General features: G+C 68.6%; 17 protein-coding genes. 8 read left to right on the forward strand and 9 right to left on the reverse strand.

What is annotated here, in order from left to right:
- Positions 1–5: 5 nt before the first annotated feature.
- Together EYF70_RS28950 and EYF70_RS28955 are read right to left on the reverse strand one after the other, a co-directional pair.
- Complete coding sequence (locus EYF70_RS28950; protein ID WP_131148457.1) at positions 6–1247, reverse strand: TolC family protein; 1242 nt, start codon at positions 1245–1247, stop codon at positions 6–8.
- Between the two features lie 47 nt (positions 1248–1294).
- Positions 1295–1624, reverse strand: coding sequence for a hypothetical protein (locus EYF70_RS28955; RefSeq protein WP_131148458.1), 330 nt, complete (start codon positions 1622–1624; stop codon positions 1295–1297).
- 182 nt (positions 1625–1806) lie between these two features.
- Between EYF70_RS28955 and EYF70_RS28960 the strand changes: the two genes are divergently transcribed.
- Positions 1807–2307, forward strand: coding sequence for a DUF1993 family protein (locus tag EYF70_RS28960; protein ID WP_131148459.1), 501 nt, complete (start codon positions 1807–1809; stop codon positions 2305–2307).
- On the opposite strand, the gene EYF70_RS28965 is transcribed toward EYF70_RS28960, so the two are convergent.
- The 3 genes from EYF70_RS28965 to EYF70_RS28975 form a co-directional block, all read right to left on the reverse strand.
- Positions 2271–3812 (reverse strand): nitrilase-related carbon-nitrogen hydrolase, encoded by a 1542-nt coding sequence (locus EYF70_RS28965; protein WP_131148460.1) that lies wholly within the window; start codon positions 3810–3812, stop codon positions 2271–2273. The two genes, EYF70_RS28960 and EYF70_RS28965, sit on opposite strands and share 37 nt — an antisense overlap.
- Positions 3813–3870: 58 nt before the next feature.
- Complete coding sequence (locus EYF70_RS28970; protein ID WP_131148461.1) at positions 3871–4242, reverse strand: hypothetical protein; 372 nt, start codon at positions 4240–4242, stop codon at positions 3871–3873.
- 247 nt (positions 4243–4489) lie between these two features.
- Positions 4490–5377: an AraC family transcriptional regulator gene (locus EYF70_RS28975; protein WP_131148462.1), complete on the reverse strand. Its 888-nt coding sequence runs from the start codon at positions 5375–5377 to the stop codon at positions 4490–4492.
- Positions 5378–5518: 141 nt separating this feature from the next.
- Between EYF70_RS28975 and EYF70_RS28980 the strand changes: the two genes are divergently transcribed.
- Entirely contained in the window at positions 5519–6274 is a 756-nt protein-coding gene (locus tag EYF70_RS28980; RefSeq protein ID WP_131148463.1) for an SDR family NAD(P)-dependent oxidoreductase, read from the forward strand.
- 10 nt (positions 6275–6284) lie between these two features.
- Here the strand turns inward: EYF70_RS28980 and EYF70_RS28985 are convergent, their stop codons facing one another.
- Positions 6285–8525 carry a TonB-dependent siderophore receptor gene (locus tag EYF70_RS28985; RefSeq protein WP_131148464.1) on the reverse strand — a complete coding sequence of 747 codons (2241 nt, stop codon included), beginning with the start codon at positions 8523–8525 and terminating at the stop codon, positions 6285–6287.
- 364 nt (positions 8526–8889) lie between these two features.
- Here EYF70_RS28985 and EYF70_RS28990 point away from each other — a divergent pair, with 364 nt between their 5' ends.
- The 5 genes from EYF70_RS28990 to EYF70_RS29010 all read left to right on the forward strand — a co-directional run bounded on the left by EYF70_RS28990 (position 8890) and on the right by EYF70_RS29010 (position 13272).
- Positions 8890–9852 (forward strand): SDR family oxidoreductase, encoded by a 963-nt coding sequence (locus tag EYF70_RS28990; RefSeq protein WP_131148465.1) that lies wholly within the window; start codon positions 8890–8892, stop codon positions 9850–9852.
- Positions 9853–9880: 28 nt separating this feature from the next.
- The gene (locus EYF70_RS28995; RefSeq protein ID WP_131148466.1) at positions 9881–10273 is read left to right on the forward strand and encodes a GFA family protein; all 393 of its coding nucleotides are present in this window, start codon (positions 9881–9883) and stop codon (positions 10271–10273) included.
- A gap of 45 nt (positions 10274–10318) precedes the next feature.
- Positions 10319–11107 carry a response regulator transcription factor gene (locus EYF70_RS29000; protein ID WP_131148467.1) on the forward strand — a complete coding sequence of 263 codons (789 nt, stop codon included), beginning with the start codon at positions 10319–10321 and terminating at the stop codon, positions 11105–11107.
- Complete coding sequence (locus EYF70_RS29005; RefSeq protein ID WP_131148468.1) at positions 11085–12305, forward strand: sensor histidine kinase; 1221 nt, start codon at positions 11085–11087, stop codon at positions 12303–12305. Before EYF70_RS29000 ends, EYF70_RS29005 begins: the two co-directional genes overlap by 23 nt.
- A 79-nt stretch (positions 12306–12384) precedes the next feature.
- On the forward strand, positions 12385–13272 hold the full coding sequence (locus EYF70_RS29010; protein ID WP_131148469.1) for an extracellular catalytic domain type 1 short-chain-length polyhydroxyalkanoate depolymerase: 888 nt from the start codon (positions 12385–12387) through the stop codon (positions 13270–13272).
- Between the two features lie 14 nt (positions 13273–13286).
- Here EYF70_RS29010 and EYF70_RS29015 read toward each other — a convergent pair whose 3' ends face one another.
- Both EYF70_RS29015 and EYF70_RS29020 read right to left on the reverse strand, forming a co-directional pair.
- Positions 13287–13964 carry an outer membrane beta-barrel protein gene (locus EYF70_RS29015; RefSeq protein WP_131148470.1) on the reverse strand — a complete coding sequence of 226 codons (678 nt, stop codon included), beginning with the start codon at positions 13962–13964 and terminating at the stop codon, positions 13287–13289.
- Positions 13965–14087: 123 nt separating this feature from the next.
- Positions 14088–14384, reverse strand: a complete 297-nt coding sequence (locus EYF70_RS29020) for a hypothetical protein (protein WP_131148471.1) — start codon at positions 14382–14384, stop codon at positions 14088–14090.
- An 86-nt stretch (positions 14385–14470) separates the two neighbouring features.
- Between EYF70_RS29020 and EYF70_RS29025 the strand changes: the two genes are divergently transcribed.
- Positions 14471–15055, forward strand: coding sequence for a helix-turn-helix domain-containing protein (locus EYF70_RS29025; protein WP_131148472.1), 585 nt, complete (start codon positions 14471–14473; stop codon positions 15053–15055).
- Between the two features lies 1 nt (position 15056).
- Here the strand turns inward: EYF70_RS29025 and EYF70_RS29030 are convergent, their stop codons facing one another.
- Positions 15057–16223: an aminotransferase class V-fold PLP-dependent enzyme gene (locus EYF70_RS29030; RefSeq protein WP_229420963.1), complete on the reverse strand. Its 1167-nt coding sequence runs from the start codon at positions 16221–16223 to the stop codon at positions 15057–15059.
- Between the last annotated feature and the right edge of the window lie 63 nt (positions 16224–16286).

Here is a 16286-nt window from a genome sequence, read left to right on the forward strand (position 1 = left end):
GTCTCTTAGTCTGATTGTGCCGGGCCGGCCAGGCGCTCGATGTCGGCGTGGGCGCGCCACGCGTCGAGCATGGCCTGCCACTGCCGGGCGCGGGCCTGGAAATAGGTGCGCTGCGCATCGAGTACGTCGAGGAAGGTGAACTTGCCGTACTCGAAACCCTTCAGGGTGAGAGCGTGCACATTGCGCGCTTCGGGCACCACGTCCTGCGCCAGCAGCAGGGCTTCGCCGCGCGCCTGGCCATAGCGCAGGTGGGCGGCCGCGAGGCCGGTATGCGCCGCCAGTTCGGCCGCTTCCAGTTCGGCCCGCGCACCGTCCGTGCGGGCGACGGCCGCTGCCAGGTTGCCGCCATTGCGGTCGAAAAGCGGCAGCGGGATGGCCAGCCCGACCACGGCCTGGCGGTGCGCCAGCTGGTCGTCGCGCTGGCTGCCGATGGTGAGCGTCACGTCGGGCATGCGCGCCGCGCGTTCCGCATCGGCCTGTGCCTGCCGGTACGTCAACTGCTGGCGCGCGCGGCGTACGGACAGCGCAACGGCGGCCCGCTGCAACAGCGCCGGCAGCGCTTCGACCGGCGGCAGCGCGTCCACCGCGCCACCGGCCAGCTCGCGCGCCTCGAGCGGCTCGCCGACCAGCGCGCCCAGCGCATTGCGGGCGATCACCAGGTCCGCCGCCGCGCGTGCCAGTTCGGCGCGGGCATCGGCATGTGCCACGCGCGCCTTGCTGGCTTCCACCGGCGAGACCTTGCCGGCGGCGACCCGGCCGTCGGCGGCTTGCAGGCCCTTGCCGGCCAGCTCCACCGTTGCCTGGGCGAGCTGCACGCGCTCCCCGGCGATCAGGGCCGTATAAAAGGCGTCGATGACGTCGGCGCGCAGGGCCTGGCGGCGCAGCGCGTGCTCGCTGGCAGCCAGGTCGAACGCGCCTTGCGCGACGGCGATGCGGGCCTTCCTCTTGCCGCCCAGTTCGAGCGGCTGGCTGACCTGCACGGTGGTGGTGCGGCTGCCCGCGCGGTGGCCTTCGCGCAGGTACGCCAGTTCGGGGTTGGGCAGGCGGCCGGCCTGCTCCACGGCGGCCGCGCTGGCGCTGGCCTCGTGGGCCGCGGCGCGCAGGGCGGGATGGCGCTCGGCCGCCAGCGCGATGGCGGCCGGCAGGTCGAGCGGAATGACCGTGGCCGGCTCCCCCGCCGCGGCAATGCCGCAGGCGAGGGCCAGCACCACGGCCGGGACGAATCGTCGTCCGGGCTGGATGAACATGGATGCTCCTGATGAGGGGATCGGATCAGGCGTGCCGAATGCCTGCGCTACTGGACGGCGGCAGGCTGCCACTGCGGCCGTTCGGGACGGCCGGGGCTATGCGAAGCCAGCCAGTGGCTGGCGGAAGACGATGCTGGCACGGTGCCGTACATGGCCGGCAGCATGGCGATGGTGGGAGGAACGCTGATCGTGTGCACGAACACGCAGGCGGCGCAGTGCGGATCGCTGGCGCTGCCGTGGTCGTCCACTGCCAGCGCCACCGGTTGTGCATCCGGCTGCGCCGCGCTCGCGTGATGCGTCACGCCCTGCGGTGTCGTCAGGCAGCAGCGGTCCGCCATCGCCAGGGCAACCTGGAACGGGTAGATCAGCAGCAGCATGATGAGGATCCAGCGGCGCATGGCGGCAATGGGAACAAGCAGTAATGGAACAATCCGGAAAAATCCGGAAGAAGCCGGAAGAAGCCGGAAGAAGCCGTTTTCGGTCACCGCCGGTGATGGCCCGGCGGCGCTATCGACTATGATACCCGTCATTGCCATCCCAGCAAACAGGAGCCTGCCGCATGATGTTGCCGACCCGCGTTTTCCTGCATTACCTGGATCACCTGGACCAGCTGTTGCAGCACGTGGCCGCCTTCGATCCGGCGGTGGCCGCCAACCGGCTGCACCCCGGCATGGCGCCGCTGCTGCAGCAGGCGCGCACCGCCATCGGCTTCACGCTGCGCGTCAGCTGCCCGCTGGCGGGCCGGGACATCGTGTCGTTCGAGGGCGAGGAATTCACGCTGGAAGGTGTGCGGCGCGAGCTGGCCAGCACCATCGCCTACCTGGACGCGCTGCCCGCCGCGGCGTTCGACGACCTCGCCGCACGGCAGGTGGACACGGTGGCGGGGTTTGCCGAACTGCATTTCAACGGGCCCGATTACTTCCTGCTGTACGGCCTGCCCAACTTCTTTTTCCACTACAGCATGGCGTACGCCATCGCGCGGCAGGCCGGCGTACCGGTGGGTAAAGCCGATTTCGACGGCTTTCACGCGTATCCGGCGGGCTTTTCGTTCCCGGCCTGAACCGGGCGCCGCCGCCGATCGAGCCACAGCCACAGCCACCGCAGCAGCATCAGCGCGGCGGCCGCCGTGCACAGCCAGCCGAAGGCATCGCCGGTGCGCGCGTACAGCGTGCCGATGCGCTGCGCCGGCAAGGCCGCCAGCAGGGTCGCGCCGGGCAGCGGCGCCGAACGGGCTTCGGCGCTTACGCGGCCGTAGGCATCCGTGACGGTCAGCAGCCCGTCGCGCGCCACGCGCACCATTGCAAACCCGCTCTCGACGCCACGCAGCGCGGACAGCCTGGCGGCATACCAGGCATCGAGCCCGAAATCCCAGGCCGGCACCAGCATCGCCTGCGCGCCGCGCTGGCCATAGGCCCGGCCCATGCCGGCGAAGTGCATGTCCTTGCAGATCGCCAGCCCGTAGGCGGTACCGCCGATGGTGCGCACGTCGTAGGCGGCGCCGGGCAGGAATTCGCGCTCCGGCGGCGCCATGTGGTGTTTCAGGTAGCTGGCGCCCAGCCGGCCATCGGGCCCGAACAGCCAGGCCAGGTTGTGCTTGCGGCCGCCGTCGTCGGTGCCGATGCCCACGACCAGCCACAGGCGATGGCGCGCGGCCAGCGTGGCGAGGCGCCGTGACAGCGGCGCGGCGGCATCCGGCGCCAGCACCGCGATCTTTTCCGGCAGCACCACGATGCGCGCGCCCTGCGCGGCCAGCGCGGCCACGTGGCGTTCGTATTGCGCCCAGATGCGCTCGGCGTGCGCGGCCGGCACGCGCGGGCCGATGAAGTCGTCGATCGACACCAGGCCCACCAGCTCGCCGCCGGCCGGCGCCGCCGCGGGGATGCGCGTGTAGCCGAACGCGAAGATGGCGGCCACCACCGCCACCGTGGCGAGGGCGGGCACCCGTGCCGCGCGCCAGCCGCGCGTCACCGCGAAGGCGATCGCCGACGGTACCAGCGACAGGCCGAACACCAGCCCGGCAACCCCGGCCAGCGACACGACCTGCACGGCCGGCGCGAAACCGGCCTGCGAGTACGCCAGGCTGCTCCAGTTGCCGTCCGGGTGCAGGGTGGCCATCAGCGTATCCACCGCGCACCACAGCAGCGGATACGCCAGCACGGCCCACGGCGAGGCGGTACGCAGCATCGCGCGCCGTGCCAGCAGGATCACCAGCGTCCAGGTCAGGGCCAGCAGCACGGTGACCAGCACGGCGGGGGGCACGGGCATCAGCAGCGCGAAATAGGAGAACGGCCCGCTGGTGGCGATCAGCGACGCCGCCAGGACCAGCAGCCGCGCCGCGCCGGTACCGCTGCGCAAGGCCGCCACCAGCAGCGGCGCGGGCGCGATCCAGGCCAACCACCACACCGGCTCCAGGCCGAAAGCCTGGCGCATCGCGAAACCGCCCGCCAGGGCCAGCGCGAGGTTGACCAGGATGGCGGACCGGCTGGTGGAGTTGATAGTGGAGTTGCTGGCGGAGTTGCTGGCGGAGTTGCTGGCGGAGCGGCTACCGTTGGTGAAGCTGCGCATGGGGGGCTCCCGGATCGGCGAGAGCTTCACTCTAGCATTCGCCAGCGCGCCGGGGCAATCAGGGCATGCGCGCAAACGCCAGGAACAGCCAGGCCACCGTGATGACGACCATGCCGGTCACGGTCACGCACGACCACGTGAAGAACCAGGCCGACAGCAGCGTGGCCTGCACCACCTTCTCGAACAGGATGCCCAGGCAGAAATCGAATGCCGCCAGCACCGACCAGCGGCGCAGGTAGACGGGCAGGTAGCGGCTCATGCGCTGGTTGTGCTGGCGGGCGGCGTGGCGTTCGTACAGGTCGCGCGCCGCATTCACGTCGCGGAACAGCCAGTCGAAGAACAGGAAGCGGTAAAGCAGCTGGCCGAACGACAGCTCCGGCTTCTGGTCCGGGTCCGGTGGGGTTGCGGATGGCTGATGCTCGCTCGTCATGATCGGCGGCCGGAAGCGAATGAATAAGAGGATGAGTGGTGATGCAGCAGTAATCGCAGCAGCAGTACCCAGCTGCAGTACGCAGCAGCAGTACGCAGCTGTAATAAGCAGCAGCGGCGCTACGCGGCAGCAGCAATACGCGGCAGTGACACGCGGCAGTGACCATACTATGTCGAATCCGGCTGCAACACCAATCGCCGCGCCAATCGTGCTCGCGGCGCACGCCTGCGCAGCTTCCCATGCCGGCCTATGCCGGGGCGAGGCGCTCCCGTGCTGTCCGGGCATCGCGCACCGGCGTGGTGCCGAACAGCCGCCCGTACTCGCGCGTGAACTGCGGCACGCTTTCATAGCCGACGGCGAAGGCGGCGCTGCTGGCGGAAGCACCTTCGGCCAGCATCAGCCGGCGCGCCTCGATCAGCCGGAGCTGCTTCTGGAATTGCAGCGGCGACAGCGACGTCACCGCACGGAAATGCTGGTGGAAGGAGGAAAGGCTCATGCCCGCGACATCCGCCAGCCGCTCGACCGGCAGCGTGCGGGTGAAATCCTTGCGCAGCAATGCGACCGCGCGCGCCACGCGCTGTGCCGGCCCGTTCGGCCAGCCCAGGCGCCGCAGCGCGGCACCGTGCCGCCCCGCCAGCAGCCAGTAATGCAGTTCGCGCACCAGCTGGGCATGCAGTACGGGCACGGCGGCGGGCCGCTCCAGCAGGCGCAGCAGCCGCAGCGCCGCATCCGCCACTTCGGCATCGGTGGTGTCGACGCGCACCGGCGCGTGGGTCTCTTCGGGCGCCGCGCCCATCTGCACGCCCAGTTCGGCGATCAGCGCCGGGTCCAGTTCCAGCACCAGCGACAGGTAAGGGGCCGCCAGGCTGGCCCGGGTGACCTGGCTGACGATCGGCACGTCGGCCGTGATCAGCAGGGACTCGCCGGCGCTGAAGTCCACCGACGTGGTGCCCATCGTCACGTTCTTGCTGCCCTGCACCACCAGGCAGACGATCGGCCTGGCGATGGCGTGCTGCAAGCCGCTGGGCGCGAACGCGCGCACGGTCATCAGGCCGGGAATGGGGGAAATGCCGAGACCGCTGGCATCCGTATGGAGGTCGGCGTGGCGGCGCACGGCGTCGAGCAGGGTCGTCATGCCGCCAATGTAACCGGAAACCGGCGTTTCGCCACGCCGTTTGGAGGATCAGGCAAAAACGCCGGGGATTCGGGAAATTTCCGGCCGGCCGGCGGCCGCATCATGGCGTCTCCCAACCAGCTTTTGTCCAAGGAGCCCAGCATGACCACCATTTCCCTCGTCACCGGCGCCAGCCGCGGCCTCGGCCGCAACACCGCCCTCAGCATCGCCCGCCAGGGCGGCGACGTCATCCTGACTTACCAGAGCCGCGCCGAGGAAGCGCAGGCGGTCGTGGCCGACATCGAAGCGCTGGGCCGCAAGGCGCTGGCGTTCCGGCTCGACAGCGGCGATATCGCATCCTTCCCGGCGTTCGCGGAAACGCTGCGCGGCGCCCTGCGCGACACGTGGCAGCGCGACACGTTCGACCACCTCGTCAACAACGCCGGCCACGGCGAATTCGCGCCGCTGGCCGACACCACCGAGGCGCAGTTCGACCGCCTGGTCGACGTGCATTTCAAGGGCGTATTCTTCCTCACCAGCGCACTGCTGCCGCTGCTGGCCGACGGCGGCCGGATCGTCAACCTGTCGTCCGGACTGACGCGCCTCACCTTCCCGGGCTATGCCGCGTATGCGGCGATGAAGGGAGCGGTGGAAGTGATGACCCGCTACATGGCCAAGGAATTCGGCAGCCGCGGCATCGCCGTCAACACCGTGGCGCCGGGTGCCATCGAGACCGATTTCGGCGGTGGCGCGGTGCGTGACAATCCCGACCTGAACCGCACACTGGCGCAGATGACGGCACTGGGCCGGGTCGGCGTGGCCGACGACATCGGACCGATGATCGCCAGCCTGCTGTCGCCCGGCAACCGCTGGGTGACGGGCCAGCGGATCGAGGTGTCCGGCGGCCAGGCGCTGTGACGGCGCGCGCTTACAGGCTGGTGCGCAGCGTCAGCGATACGTAGCGCGGATCGCCGTAGTAGTAGCTGATGTTGGTGGGCGCGAATTTCTTGTAGTACGTCTTGTCGAACAGGTTGTCCACGTTCAGCTGCACCGAGTAACGCTCGTTGAACCTGTAGCCGGCCATCGCGTTGAAGATCGAATAGCCGCCCTGGCGCGTCGTCAGGCCGCTGGCGGTCACGTAGCTGCCATCCTGCGTGCGCACGCCGCCGCCCACCGTCAGGCCGGCCAGCGCGCCTTCGAAGCGGTAGCTGGAGAACAGGTTCAGCTTGTGGCGCGGATCGATGCTGCGCAGCGGCAGGCCGGTATTGGCGCTGTTGGTGTCGGTGATGTATTTGGTGCGGGTGTTCGTATAGCCCGCCTGCACCTGCCAGCCCGGCAGGATCTCGCCGGCCATCTCCAGTTCCCAGCCCTTGCTTTGCGTCTTGCCGCCGGCCACGCGGCAGAAGCCGGCAATGTAGTGCGGCAGGCAGGGATTGCTCGAGGCGAGATCCTCGACCGCCTTGCCTTCGTTGGTGATGCGGAAGATGCCGGCCGATGCCGTCAGTTTGCCACCGAAGAAGTCGCCCTTCACGCCGGCTTCGTAGTCCTCGCCGCGGACCGGCTGCAGGATGTTGCCGTTCACATCCTTCACGTTTTGCGGCGTGAAGATTTCCGTGTAGCTCAGGTAGGCGTTGACGTTCTGGTTGAAGTCATAAACGAGGCCGGCGAACGGCGTGGCTTCGCGCTCGATCTTGTAGTTGCTGGCCGGCGTGCGCGGCACGGCATATTCCCACCACGACAGGCGCCCGCCCACCAGCAGCGTCAGCGGATCGGTGACGGACAGCCGCGCCGTGCCGAACACGCCCTTCTGGCGCGTGTAGTTCGGATTGGCGCTGCCCGGCGTGGCCACGTCGCGCTCGGCATACGTGGTGTAGGGGTCGAAGGTGCGGATGTCCACCACTTGCGGGTACAGGTTGCCCTGGCCCCAGCTGTCGATCGCCTCGGTGCGCAGCGCTTCACCACCGACGATCAGCTCGTGCTTGCGGCCGAACAGCGTGAACGGGCCGTTGGCCACCAGGTTCAATACCTTCTGCGTGCTCTCGGCACCCGTGTACTGCGCCGACGCCACGCTGAACATGTAGGGGTTGGTGGCGCCGGCCACGCGCGTGAAATACGACTGCTTGAAGCCGGCGTCCTTCAGCGCCAGGTGCACCCAGGCCACGCTGGCTTTCGCGGTCCAGCCATTGGCGAAACGGTGCTCGATCTCGGCAAGGGCGATGTCGTTGTAGCGGTTCCAGCGGTTCCAGTCCACGCCCAGGTAGGTATCGCGCGGCAGGTACAGCGGCGAACCGTCGAAGTTGCCCGGCATGCCGCCCCAGGCGCCGGTGGCATCCAGGTCCGTGTGCTGCAGGCTCGCGGTGACCGTGGTGGACGGGGCCAGGTCGTATTCGACCACGCCGTACAGCACTTCGCGCTTTTCCTGCTTGGCCTTCTGGAAGAATTCCTTCTCGTCCGCCACCACCACGGCGCGGCCGCGCAGCGAGCCGGAAGCGTTCAGCGCCCCGGAGATATCGCCTTCCACGCGATGGCGGTCCCAGCGCCCCACCGTGGCCGCGCCGGACAGCTGGAATTCCCGCGTGGGCCGCTTGCGCACCATGTTCACGGTGGCCGACGGGTTGCCCGACCCGCGCAGCATGCCCGAGGCGCCGCGCAGCACTTCCACGCGGTCCAGCACGGCCGTATCCGGCTGCACGAAGTGAGAACCGCTCTGGTTGATCGTGATGCCATCGACCTGCAGCGCATCGATCTGGTAGCCGCGCGAGTGGTACGACACGCGCTCGCTGTCCGTGTAGTCGACCGACACGCCGGGCGTGTTCTGCAGCACGTCGTGCAGGTCGAGCAGGTTGCGGTCGTCCAGCAACTGGCGGGTGATCACCGTCACCGGCTGCGGAATGTCGCGGACCGATTCGAAGCCTTTCATCACGCTGGCCTTGCGGCTGGCGAGGGAGCCCGTGTTTTCCGTATTGTTGTCGGCCGTGCCCGTGACGGTGACGGTCTGCATCGTGGCTGCCGCGTCCACGGCTTCCGCCGCGGGATCTTCCGCCGCATGCAAGGCCAGCGGATAGGCCACCGACAGGCTCGCGCACAGCATCGTCAGCCGCGTCCGGCGCCCACGTGAAGGCTGGCGGGACGGGTGCGGGGCGGGGCTGGCTGCGCGATCGGAAAACATTGACTACTCCTGTGGTGTGGGAACGAAATGAGAATCTAAATGAGAATCACTCGCAATAATAGCTGAACAATTGCCCGCTTGTCGATGGCCCTTTCCGGTGATTGCGCCTTCCGGAAGCCGCGAGGCAGCATGGTTGAGCGTTTTTGCACGGAAACTTCGATGTTCGGCCGTTATCGTCGCGCTGTATCACGGAGCACGTGATCGATGGCTTTGGAGATCATTCATGCGATGGCCATGCGCGTGCACTGCCGGCTTTTCCACGCCGGGTCCCGTTCGCGCCGGCCGTGCGGGCCGACCGCTGCGCCGCGCGCAAAGCGGATGGGGTAACTTGCTCGACTCCTTCATCCGTTGAAAGGTGGTCAGCATGAAGCAGAACTCATTACGCGTCGTTATCACGGGCGCATCGAGCGGCATCGGCGCCGCGACGGCGGTGGCATTCGCCAGGCAGGGCGCGTACCTGGTCCTGGGTGCCCGTGGCAGGGAGGGTCTCGAGGATATCGCCACCCGCTGCAGGGAAGCGGGCGGGCAGGCGGAAATCGGCATCGTCGATGTCACCGATGCCGGCGCGGTCGCGACGTTCGCGGCAGCGGCGCGCGCCGCGCTGGGCGGGATCGATTTGTGGTTCAGCGATGTCGGCATCGGCGTGGTCGGCAAATACCTGGACGTGCCGATGGCCGACCACCGGCAGGTGGTCGAGACCAATCTCGTCAGCCACATGAACGAGGCGCATGCCGTGCTGCCAGTCTTCGTGCACCAGGGCCACGGCATCTGGGTCAACATGATCTCGCTGGGCGGCTACATCACCTCGCCCTATGCCGCGGCCTACTCGGCCAGCAAGTTCGGCCTGCGCGGCTTCAGCGCGGCACTGCGCGGCGAAATGCACGACCATCCGGACATCCACATCTGCGACGTCTATCCCACCTTCGTCGATACCCCGGCGATCTTCCATGCCGGTAACTACACGGGCGCCAGGCTGACGTATCCGCCCGGCGCGCTGGCGCCTGAAACCGTGGCGAACGCCGTGGTCAAGCTGGCGCGGCAACCGCGCGCCACGACCGTGATCGGCATGCCCGAGACCATGCTGAAGCTGGGCCAGTTCGCGGCGCCGCTCACCAACCTGCTGATGAAACGCTTCATGGACCGGTGGTCCAGGCGTGCGGAACCGGCCAGGGATACTGTCGGCACCATGTACACGCCGGCGCCCGACGCCAGCGGCATTCATGGCGGCCAGCGCCGCCACGGCGGACAGCGCAACACGGCTCTGGCGGTGGGCGCGGCGGTGGTCGGCGTGGCGCTCGCCGCGCGGCTGTTGAGCCGCCGTGGCTGATCACGGCAGGCCAGGCATGGAGCAGGTGATGGAGCAGGTGAGGGGCGGCTGCCTGTGCGGCAGCGTGCGCATCGTGGCGACCGGCGCGCCGTACCGCGTGGGCATCTGCCACTGCCTCGATTGCCGCAAGCACCACGGCGCGCTGTTCCACGCCTCGGCCATCTTTCCCCAGGATGCCGTGGCGATCGAAGGCGAGACGCGCGACTACGCCGGCAGGCACTTCTGCCCGCGCTGCGGCTCGTCGGTCTTCTCCCGCAGCGCCGATGAAATCGAGGTGAACCTCGGCGCGCTCGATGCGCCCGGCCAGTTCCAGCCCACCTATGAACTGTGGACGATCCGCCGCGAGCCCTGGCTGCCGGCATTCCCGCTGGCGAAACGCTACCGGCATGACCGCGCGGCGGGCGGCCGCCAGGAAGGCTGAGCGGCCGGCTATACTGGCGGGCACCCACAGCGACCCGACAGCACGATGAACCGCAGCGCCCTCTGTATCCTGGTCGTCGAAGACCACCCGGCGATCGCCCGCCAGATCGTGCAGTTCCTCGATGGCCTGCAGTGGCAGGCGGACCATGCGGCCACCGGCGCGCTGGCCATCGAGCTCGCCACGCGCGAATCCTACGACGTGGTCCTGCTCGACCTGAACCTGCCCGACATCGACGGCTTCGAGGTCTGCCGTGCCATTAAGGCGCGCGCGCCGCGCAATGTGCCGGTGCTGATGCTGACCGCCCGCGATGCGTTCGAGGACAAGGCGCGCGGCTTCCATGGCGGCGCCGACGATTACGTGACCAAGCCGTTCGACTTGCGCGAGGTGGCGCTGCGCTGCGAAGCGCTGGCGCGGCGCGGGCAGCTGCACATCGGCCAGGAACTGCGCGTGGGGTCGCTGGTGCTGCTGCCGAGGGAGCGGCGGGCGCTCTGCAACGGCGCACCGGTCGCGCTGACGCAGGCCGGCTTCAAGATCCTGCTGATGCTGTGTACCGCCTTTCCGCGTGCCGTGTCGCGGTCGGCGCTGATCCACGAGCTGTGGGGCGCCGATCCGCCGGACAGCGATGCCCTCAAGTCGCATGTCTATGCGCTGCGCCGGCAGCTGGAACTGGCCGGGGCGCCGCACGCGATCGTGACCATCCCGCAGCTCGGCTACCGGCTGCAGGCCGATGAGGTAATCGATGCGGCAAGCAATGCGGCAGGCACTGAGTCAGGCAGTGAGTCAGGCAGTGAGTCAGGCAATACTGCAAGCGATGGCCAGGTCGATCCGGCATAGCCTGTTCGCCGCGCTGGCCGGCTTCACGGTGCTGATCTGCGCGGTCTATACGGGACTGGCGCTGGTGATTGCCTACGTGACGGAAGACATGCTGGTCGACCGGCTGCTGGAGCGCGAGTCGGCCGCCATCGCGGCGCATTTCCATGCGCACGGCGAGGTCCGGGCACCGGCCCACGATTTCATCGGCATCCACCGCGGCACCGCTACGCTGCCGCCGGAAGTGCGCGTGCAGGCCGCCGGCAAGGCGCGCGCCGAGATCTTCGCCGGCACGGGCCGGCACTACCACTTCCGCGCGCTCGACCTGCAGGGCGCGCATGGCTCGCAGCGCATCTACCTGCTGGCCGACGTGGGGCCGCTGCTGGTGGTGGCCAAGCTGATCGAGGATGTCGGCGGTGTCGTGATCGTCGTTGCCCTCGGGCTGGTCGCGCTGGCGCTGCTGCTGGCGTGGCTGCTGGCCAGGCGGCTCGTATCTCCCTTGCTCGAGCTGGCGCGGGAAGTGCGCAATGTGACACCGGAGGGTACCGTCGCCTTCAGCGCAAGGCGGCGCCCGGATGAAATCGGCTACCTGGCCGACAAGCTCGGCACCACGATCGCCGGGCTGCACGCGGCGCTGCGGCGCGAGCACGCCTTCACGCGCGACGTCAGCCATGAATTGCGCACCCCTCTCACGGTGATGAACAATGTCCTCGGCCAGGCAGGCCCGCGGCCGCTCGGCACGGAGGAGGTGGCGCAGCTGCGGGCCGGCCTCGAGGACATCGGCCACACCATCGACGTGCTGTTCGCCCTGGCGCGCGCGGAGCACATCGCCCGTGAATCGTTCGACCTGCGCGGCGCCATCGAGGAAAGCCTGCTGCGGCTGGTGGACGGCGGCTGGGACAGTGAAGGGCTGGTGCTCGACCTGCCCGACCGGCTGGACGTGACCGGTAACCGCCACCTGGCCAGGCTGCTCATCGATAACTGCCTGGGCAATGCCCGCTTCCACGGCGCGCCGGGCTTGCGGATAGCCTTCGGGCCGGGTGCGCAGGGCGGGGTACTCAGCATCGGCAACGCGGTCGAGCCGGGCCGCGCGGGCACGATGCAGGGTTTCCAGCACGGCCAGGACCTGCTGCGGCGGATCGCCACCGCCATGGGCTGGGAGATCGGCTTCCACGCCGCCGCCGCCAGCTACCGCGTGGACATCGTGCCGCTGCGCCGGTGATGGAAACCGGCCGGAATTCACCACGATTTCACCGCCGGCTTCCTATGCTGCGTACTGGTCAACCCACACCGTACGCCCCATGAAGATCCTGCTCAGCCTCATCGTCCTCGCCTGCACCGCCGCTCCCGCGTTCGCGCAGGTGAAATCGCTCGTCCACAAGGAGGAAAAACGCCGCTACCTGGTCTACACGCCGCCTGCGTATGCGGCCGCGCCGAGCCAGGCTTTCCCTGTGGTCTTCAACTTCCATGGCGGCGGCATGACAATGGCCGAACAGATGCTGTACACGCAGATGAACCGCACGGCCGACCGGCACGGCTTCATCGTCGTCTACCCGGCCGGCATCAAGGGCGACTGGAACGTCGGTTTCGGCATGTCCTACCTCGAAGGCACCGACGACATCGGCTTTACGGCGGCACTGCTGGACAAGCTGAAGGCCGATTACCGGGTCGACCCGCGGCGGGTGTACGCCACCGGCCTGTCGCGCGGCGGCTTCTTCGCGCTGCGCGTCGCGGCGGAACTGCCGCACCTGTTCGCCGCGGTGGCCCCGGTCGGCGCGCCGATGCCGGAACCGGTGGTGCAGCACCATGCGAATCCCGGCCGGGTCGGCATGCTGCTGGTGCACGGCACCGCCGACGAGGTGGTGGCGTACGCCGGCAAGCCGGCCGGCTACCTGTCGGCGGAAGACACGTATGGCTACTGGCTGAAGCGGAACGGCATCCGTGCCGAGGATGGGGCGGATGGTGCAAGCCGCCGCGTCATCGATACGGATGCCGGCGACGGAACGAGCGTGACATGGATCGAGGCCGGCAACGGGCAGCAGAGCGTGGCGCTGGCCACGATCCGGGAAGGCGGCCACACGTGGCCCGGTGCGGACCCGTTCAACGTCGGGCTGCCGATCGGGAAAACCAGCCGCGATCTCGATGCGAACGAAGCGATCTGGCGGTTCTTCGAGAAGCACCGCCGCTGATCCGGCGCGCGCCGTCAGAAGCCGATCTTGAGGTTGGCCCTGGCGCCGGTGGAGTTGGCGGCCTTGCCCCACTTGCCGGCAGACTCGCCGTGGCTGCCATACTGCGCGTCGATCGATGCCTTGTCGCTCAGCTTGTACTGCGCGCCCACGCCCAGGTAGCGGCCCCTGTCGGCTTCCTTCTTGCGTGCCGGCTTGTCGGTGTCATAGGCCTTGTCCAGCGCCACCGCATTCAGGCTCGGGGTCATCACGCTGTGGGCGACGCCCACCTTGCCGAAGGCAGTCAGCCTGCCGGTCAGTGGCAGCGAGTACTTGAGCGCCAGGTGGCTGCTGAAGTTGCTGGTGCTCAGGCTGCCCAGCGCGTTGTCCGGCTCGAACGCATCGATACGGTGGAAGCCCCGGTCCAGCAGGTACACGTAACCCGCCTCGATGGCCAGGTTCGGCGTCAGCTGGTAGCCGCCGAGCAGCCTCGGGTCGCGCCTGAAACGCTCCTGGAATACCTTGTCGTTGGGGCTGGCCGCCTCGTTCCCGCCATAGGCATGGGGATAGGGCCGGTAAGCCTTGTCGAACAGGGCTTGCGTGGCCGATTGTCCCGGCGCGGTGAACGTACCGGGCGCCTGCTCGACGACCTGGGCGTGCGCGGCGCCTGCAAGGAGGAGTGCTGCTGCAAAGGCCAGCCGGTGCGGTGTCATCATGTTCCCTTCAAAAGGTGGTGGAAGCGGCGGCAATGCTGTCACAGTCTTGCTTTGATGACAAGTGCTCTGGCGAGCTCTCCGACTAGTCCTTCATGAATCCTTCATGAACCCTGACGACACTTCCTACGATGCCGCCTTCAGCCAGTCCCGCCCCTTCTCGTCCAGCGCGGCATCGATGACGTCGGGCGGCAGGCTGTACACCGTGGCCCAGGTGGCGCGGCCATCGGCGGCGTTGGACGGGAAGCTCGTCGTGTCGATCGGCCAGTGGTACTTGCGCTTGAGCGCGCGCACGATGGCCGCCAGCGTGACACGGCCGCGCAGTGGTTCGGCGCCGGCCTGGTCGGCGTTGGAGAGCAGGACGGCAAGGACGGCGCCGCGCGCGGTGCGGGGCCCGGGGAAGATCGGAGATTTGCGGGGCATGGCGGTATTCTAGCCGGGCGCGGGATCGATCGCGGTACGGCTGCGGGGCCGGCCGGGCGTGTGGTGTGGCTGTATACTCGCGCCCCATGGATATCAATCAAATCATCGCCCACCGCCTGCGCGAACTGCGCAGCGCCCGCGGCATGACCCTCGCGGTGCTGGCCGAACACAGCGGCGTGAGCCGGTCGAACATCTCCCTGATCGAACGCGGTGAAAGCAGCGCCACCGCGACGGTGCTCGACAAGCTGGCCGCCGCCCTCGGCGTGCCGGTGGCTTCGCTGTTCGAGCGGCCGGTCGACGCGACGTCGCCGATCGCGCGCGCCGATGAGCAACCGGTCTGGACCGACCCGGGTTCGGGCTACGTGCGCCGCACTCTTTCGCCTACGGTGCCGTCGCTGATCCAGATGGTCGAGATCACCTTCCCGGCTGGCGCGCGGGTGGCCTATGAAACCTCGTCGCAGGACATCGACCGGCAACTGTGGATGATCGAGGGGCGGATGGAAATCACCGTCGGCACCAGCCGCTGGGACCTCGCCGCCGGCGACTGCCTCGTCATGCGCCTCGACGAGCCAAGCACCTATCACAATCCCGGCGACATCGCGGCGCGCTACCTGATCGCCCAGGTCATGCAGGCGCCCATCGTTCCGCGCGTGGTGGTCGACCGCCAGTGATTCAACCCGCCAGCGCGCGGATCGCCGCCACCAGCGCGTCGAGATCATCGGGCGAGGTATACAGGTGCGGCGTCACCCGCACGCATTCCTCGTCGCCGATGCCGCGCACCACGGTGAAGATGCGGTGGTCGCGCATCAGCCGTTCGGCCACGTCGCGGGCGGCCATGCCGGCGATGCCGAACGACGCCAGCGCGCCATGGCGCCGGGCGTCGCGCGGCGTGAACAGGCGCACTCCCGGCACATCGCGTACGCGGTCCATCCAGTAGCGGGCCAGGTAGCGCAGCCGTGCCTCCTTGTTGGGCGTGCCGATCGATGCGTGGAAGCGCAGCGCATCCTCGATCGCCAGCACCGGGGCCGGGGGCACCGCGCTGAAGTGGCCGAGCTTCATGATGTCGCCGGGCGCGTGCCCCACGTCGCCGAACAGCGGGGCGATATCGGCGATGCGGTGCCTGGCGATGTACAGCAGCCCGGTCCCCAGCGGCGCGCCGGCCCACTTGTGCAGGTTGAAGGCGGCGAATTCCACGCCCAGCGCGGGCACCGTGTAATCGATGTGGGCCAGTGAATGCGCCGCGTCGGCGATCACGTCGATCCCGCGCCGGCGCGCCATCGCAGCGATCTTCGCCAGCGGCATGACCTGGCCGGTGCGGTGCACCAGGTGCGTGACCAGCACCACCCGCGTGCGCGGCGTGATGGCGCGCTCGTACAAGTCCACGATTTCCTCGTCGCTGCCAGGATCGAGCGGCACATCCACCGTCACCAGCTGCAGCGACCTGCGCTCGCCGACCATGCCGAAGGTGTCGATGACGCTGTCGTAGTCATGCCGCGCCAGCAGCACCGCGTCGCCCGCCGCGAACGGGTAGCCCTGGATCAGGATGTTCAGCGATTCCATCGCATTGCGGGTGATCAGCAGCTCGTCGCGCGCAGCACCGGTGAACGCGGCCAGTGCGGCCATCACCTGTTCCAGCCGCTCGGGAAAGCGCACGCGCAGGAAATAGGAATTTTCCCGGTCCACCTGCTCCTGGTAGCGGCGCAACGCTGCTTGCACCGGCAGGGCCGGTGGGCCGAAATAGCCGTTTTCCAGGTTGATGAATTCGGGCGAAGGCGTGTACTGGCGGCGGATCGCGCTCCAGTAATGTTCGTCGTCGGGCGCGATGGCGGGTGGCGGCATGGACAAGGCAGGGCTCCTGTGGCAGCGAATGCAAAATCCAGTATACAAGAATATCCTGTCCGG

It is taken from the genome of Pseudoduganella albidiflava (assembly GCF_004322755.1).
Lineage (GTDB): Bacteria > Pseudomonadota > Gammaproteobacteria > Burkholderiales > Burkholderiaceae_D > Rugamonas > Rugamonas albidiflava.

Coding starts and splice junctions, on each gene's coding strand:
- EYF70_RS28950 (WP_131148457.1), bottom strand. CDS start 1,247: ATGTTCATCCAGCCCGGACGACGATTCGTCCCGGCCGTGGTGCTGGCC.
- EYF70_RS28955 (WP_131148458.1), bottom strand. CDS start 1,624: ATGCTGCTGCTGATCTACCCGTTCCAGGTTGCCCTGGCGATGGCGGAC.
- EYF70_RS28960 (WP_131148459.1), top strand. CDS start 1,807: ATGATGTTGCCGACCCGCGTTTTCCTGCATTACCTGGATCACCTGGAC.
- EYF70_RS28965 (WP_131148460.1), bottom strand. CDS start 3,812: ATGCGCAGCTTCACCAACGGTAGCCGCTCCGCCAGCAACTCCGCCAGC.
- EYF70_RS28970 (WP_131148461.1), bottom strand. CDS start 4,242: ATGACGAGCGAGCATCAGCCATCCGCAACCCCACCGGACCCGGACCAG.
- EYF70_RS28975 (WP_131148462.1), bottom strand. CDS start 5,377: ATGACGACCCTGCTCGACGCCGTGCGCCGCCACGCCGACCTCCATACG.
- EYF70_RS28980 (WP_131148463.1), top strand. CDS start 5,519: ATGACCACCATTTCCCTCGTCACCGGCGCCAGCCGCGGCCTCGGCCGC.
- EYF70_RS28985 (WP_131148464.1), bottom strand. CDS start 8,525: ATGTTTTCCGATCGCGCAGCCAGCCCCGCCCCGCACCCGTCCCGCCAG.
- EYF70_RS28990 (WP_131148465.1), top strand. CDS start 8,890: ATGAAGCAGAACTCATTACGCGTCGTTATCACGGGCGCATCGAGCGGC.
- EYF70_RS28995 (WP_131148466.1), top strand. CDS start 9,881: ATGGAGCAGGTGAGGGGCGGCTGCCTGTGCGGCAGCGTGCGCATCGTG.
- EYF70_RS29000 (WP_131148467.1), top strand. CDS start 10,319: ATGAACCGCAGCGCCCTCTGTATCCTGGTCGTCGAAGACCACCCGGCG.
- EYF70_RS29005 (WP_131148468.1), top strand. CDS start 11,085: ATGGCCAGGTCGATCCGGCATAGCCTGTTCGCCGCGCTGGCCGGCTTC.
- EYF70_RS29010 (WP_131148469.1), top strand. CDS start 12,385: ATGAAGATCCTGCTCAGCCTCATCGTCCTCGCCTGCACCGCCGCTCCC.
- EYF70_RS29015 (WP_131148470.1), bottom strand. CDS start 13,964: ATGATGACACCGCACCGGCTGGCCTTTGCAGCAGCACTCCTCCTTGCA.
- EYF70_RS29020 (WP_131148471.1), bottom strand. CDS start 14,384: ATGCCCCGCAAATCTCCGATCTTCCCCGGGCCCCGCACCGCGCGCGGC.
- EYF70_RS29025 (WP_131148472.1), top strand. CDS start 14,471: ATGGATATCAATCAAATCATCGCCCACCGCCTGCGCGAACTGCGCAGC.
- EYF70_RS29030 (WP_229420963.1), bottom strand. CDS start 16,223: ATGCCGCCACCCGCCATCGCGCCCGACGACGAACATTACTGGAGCGCG.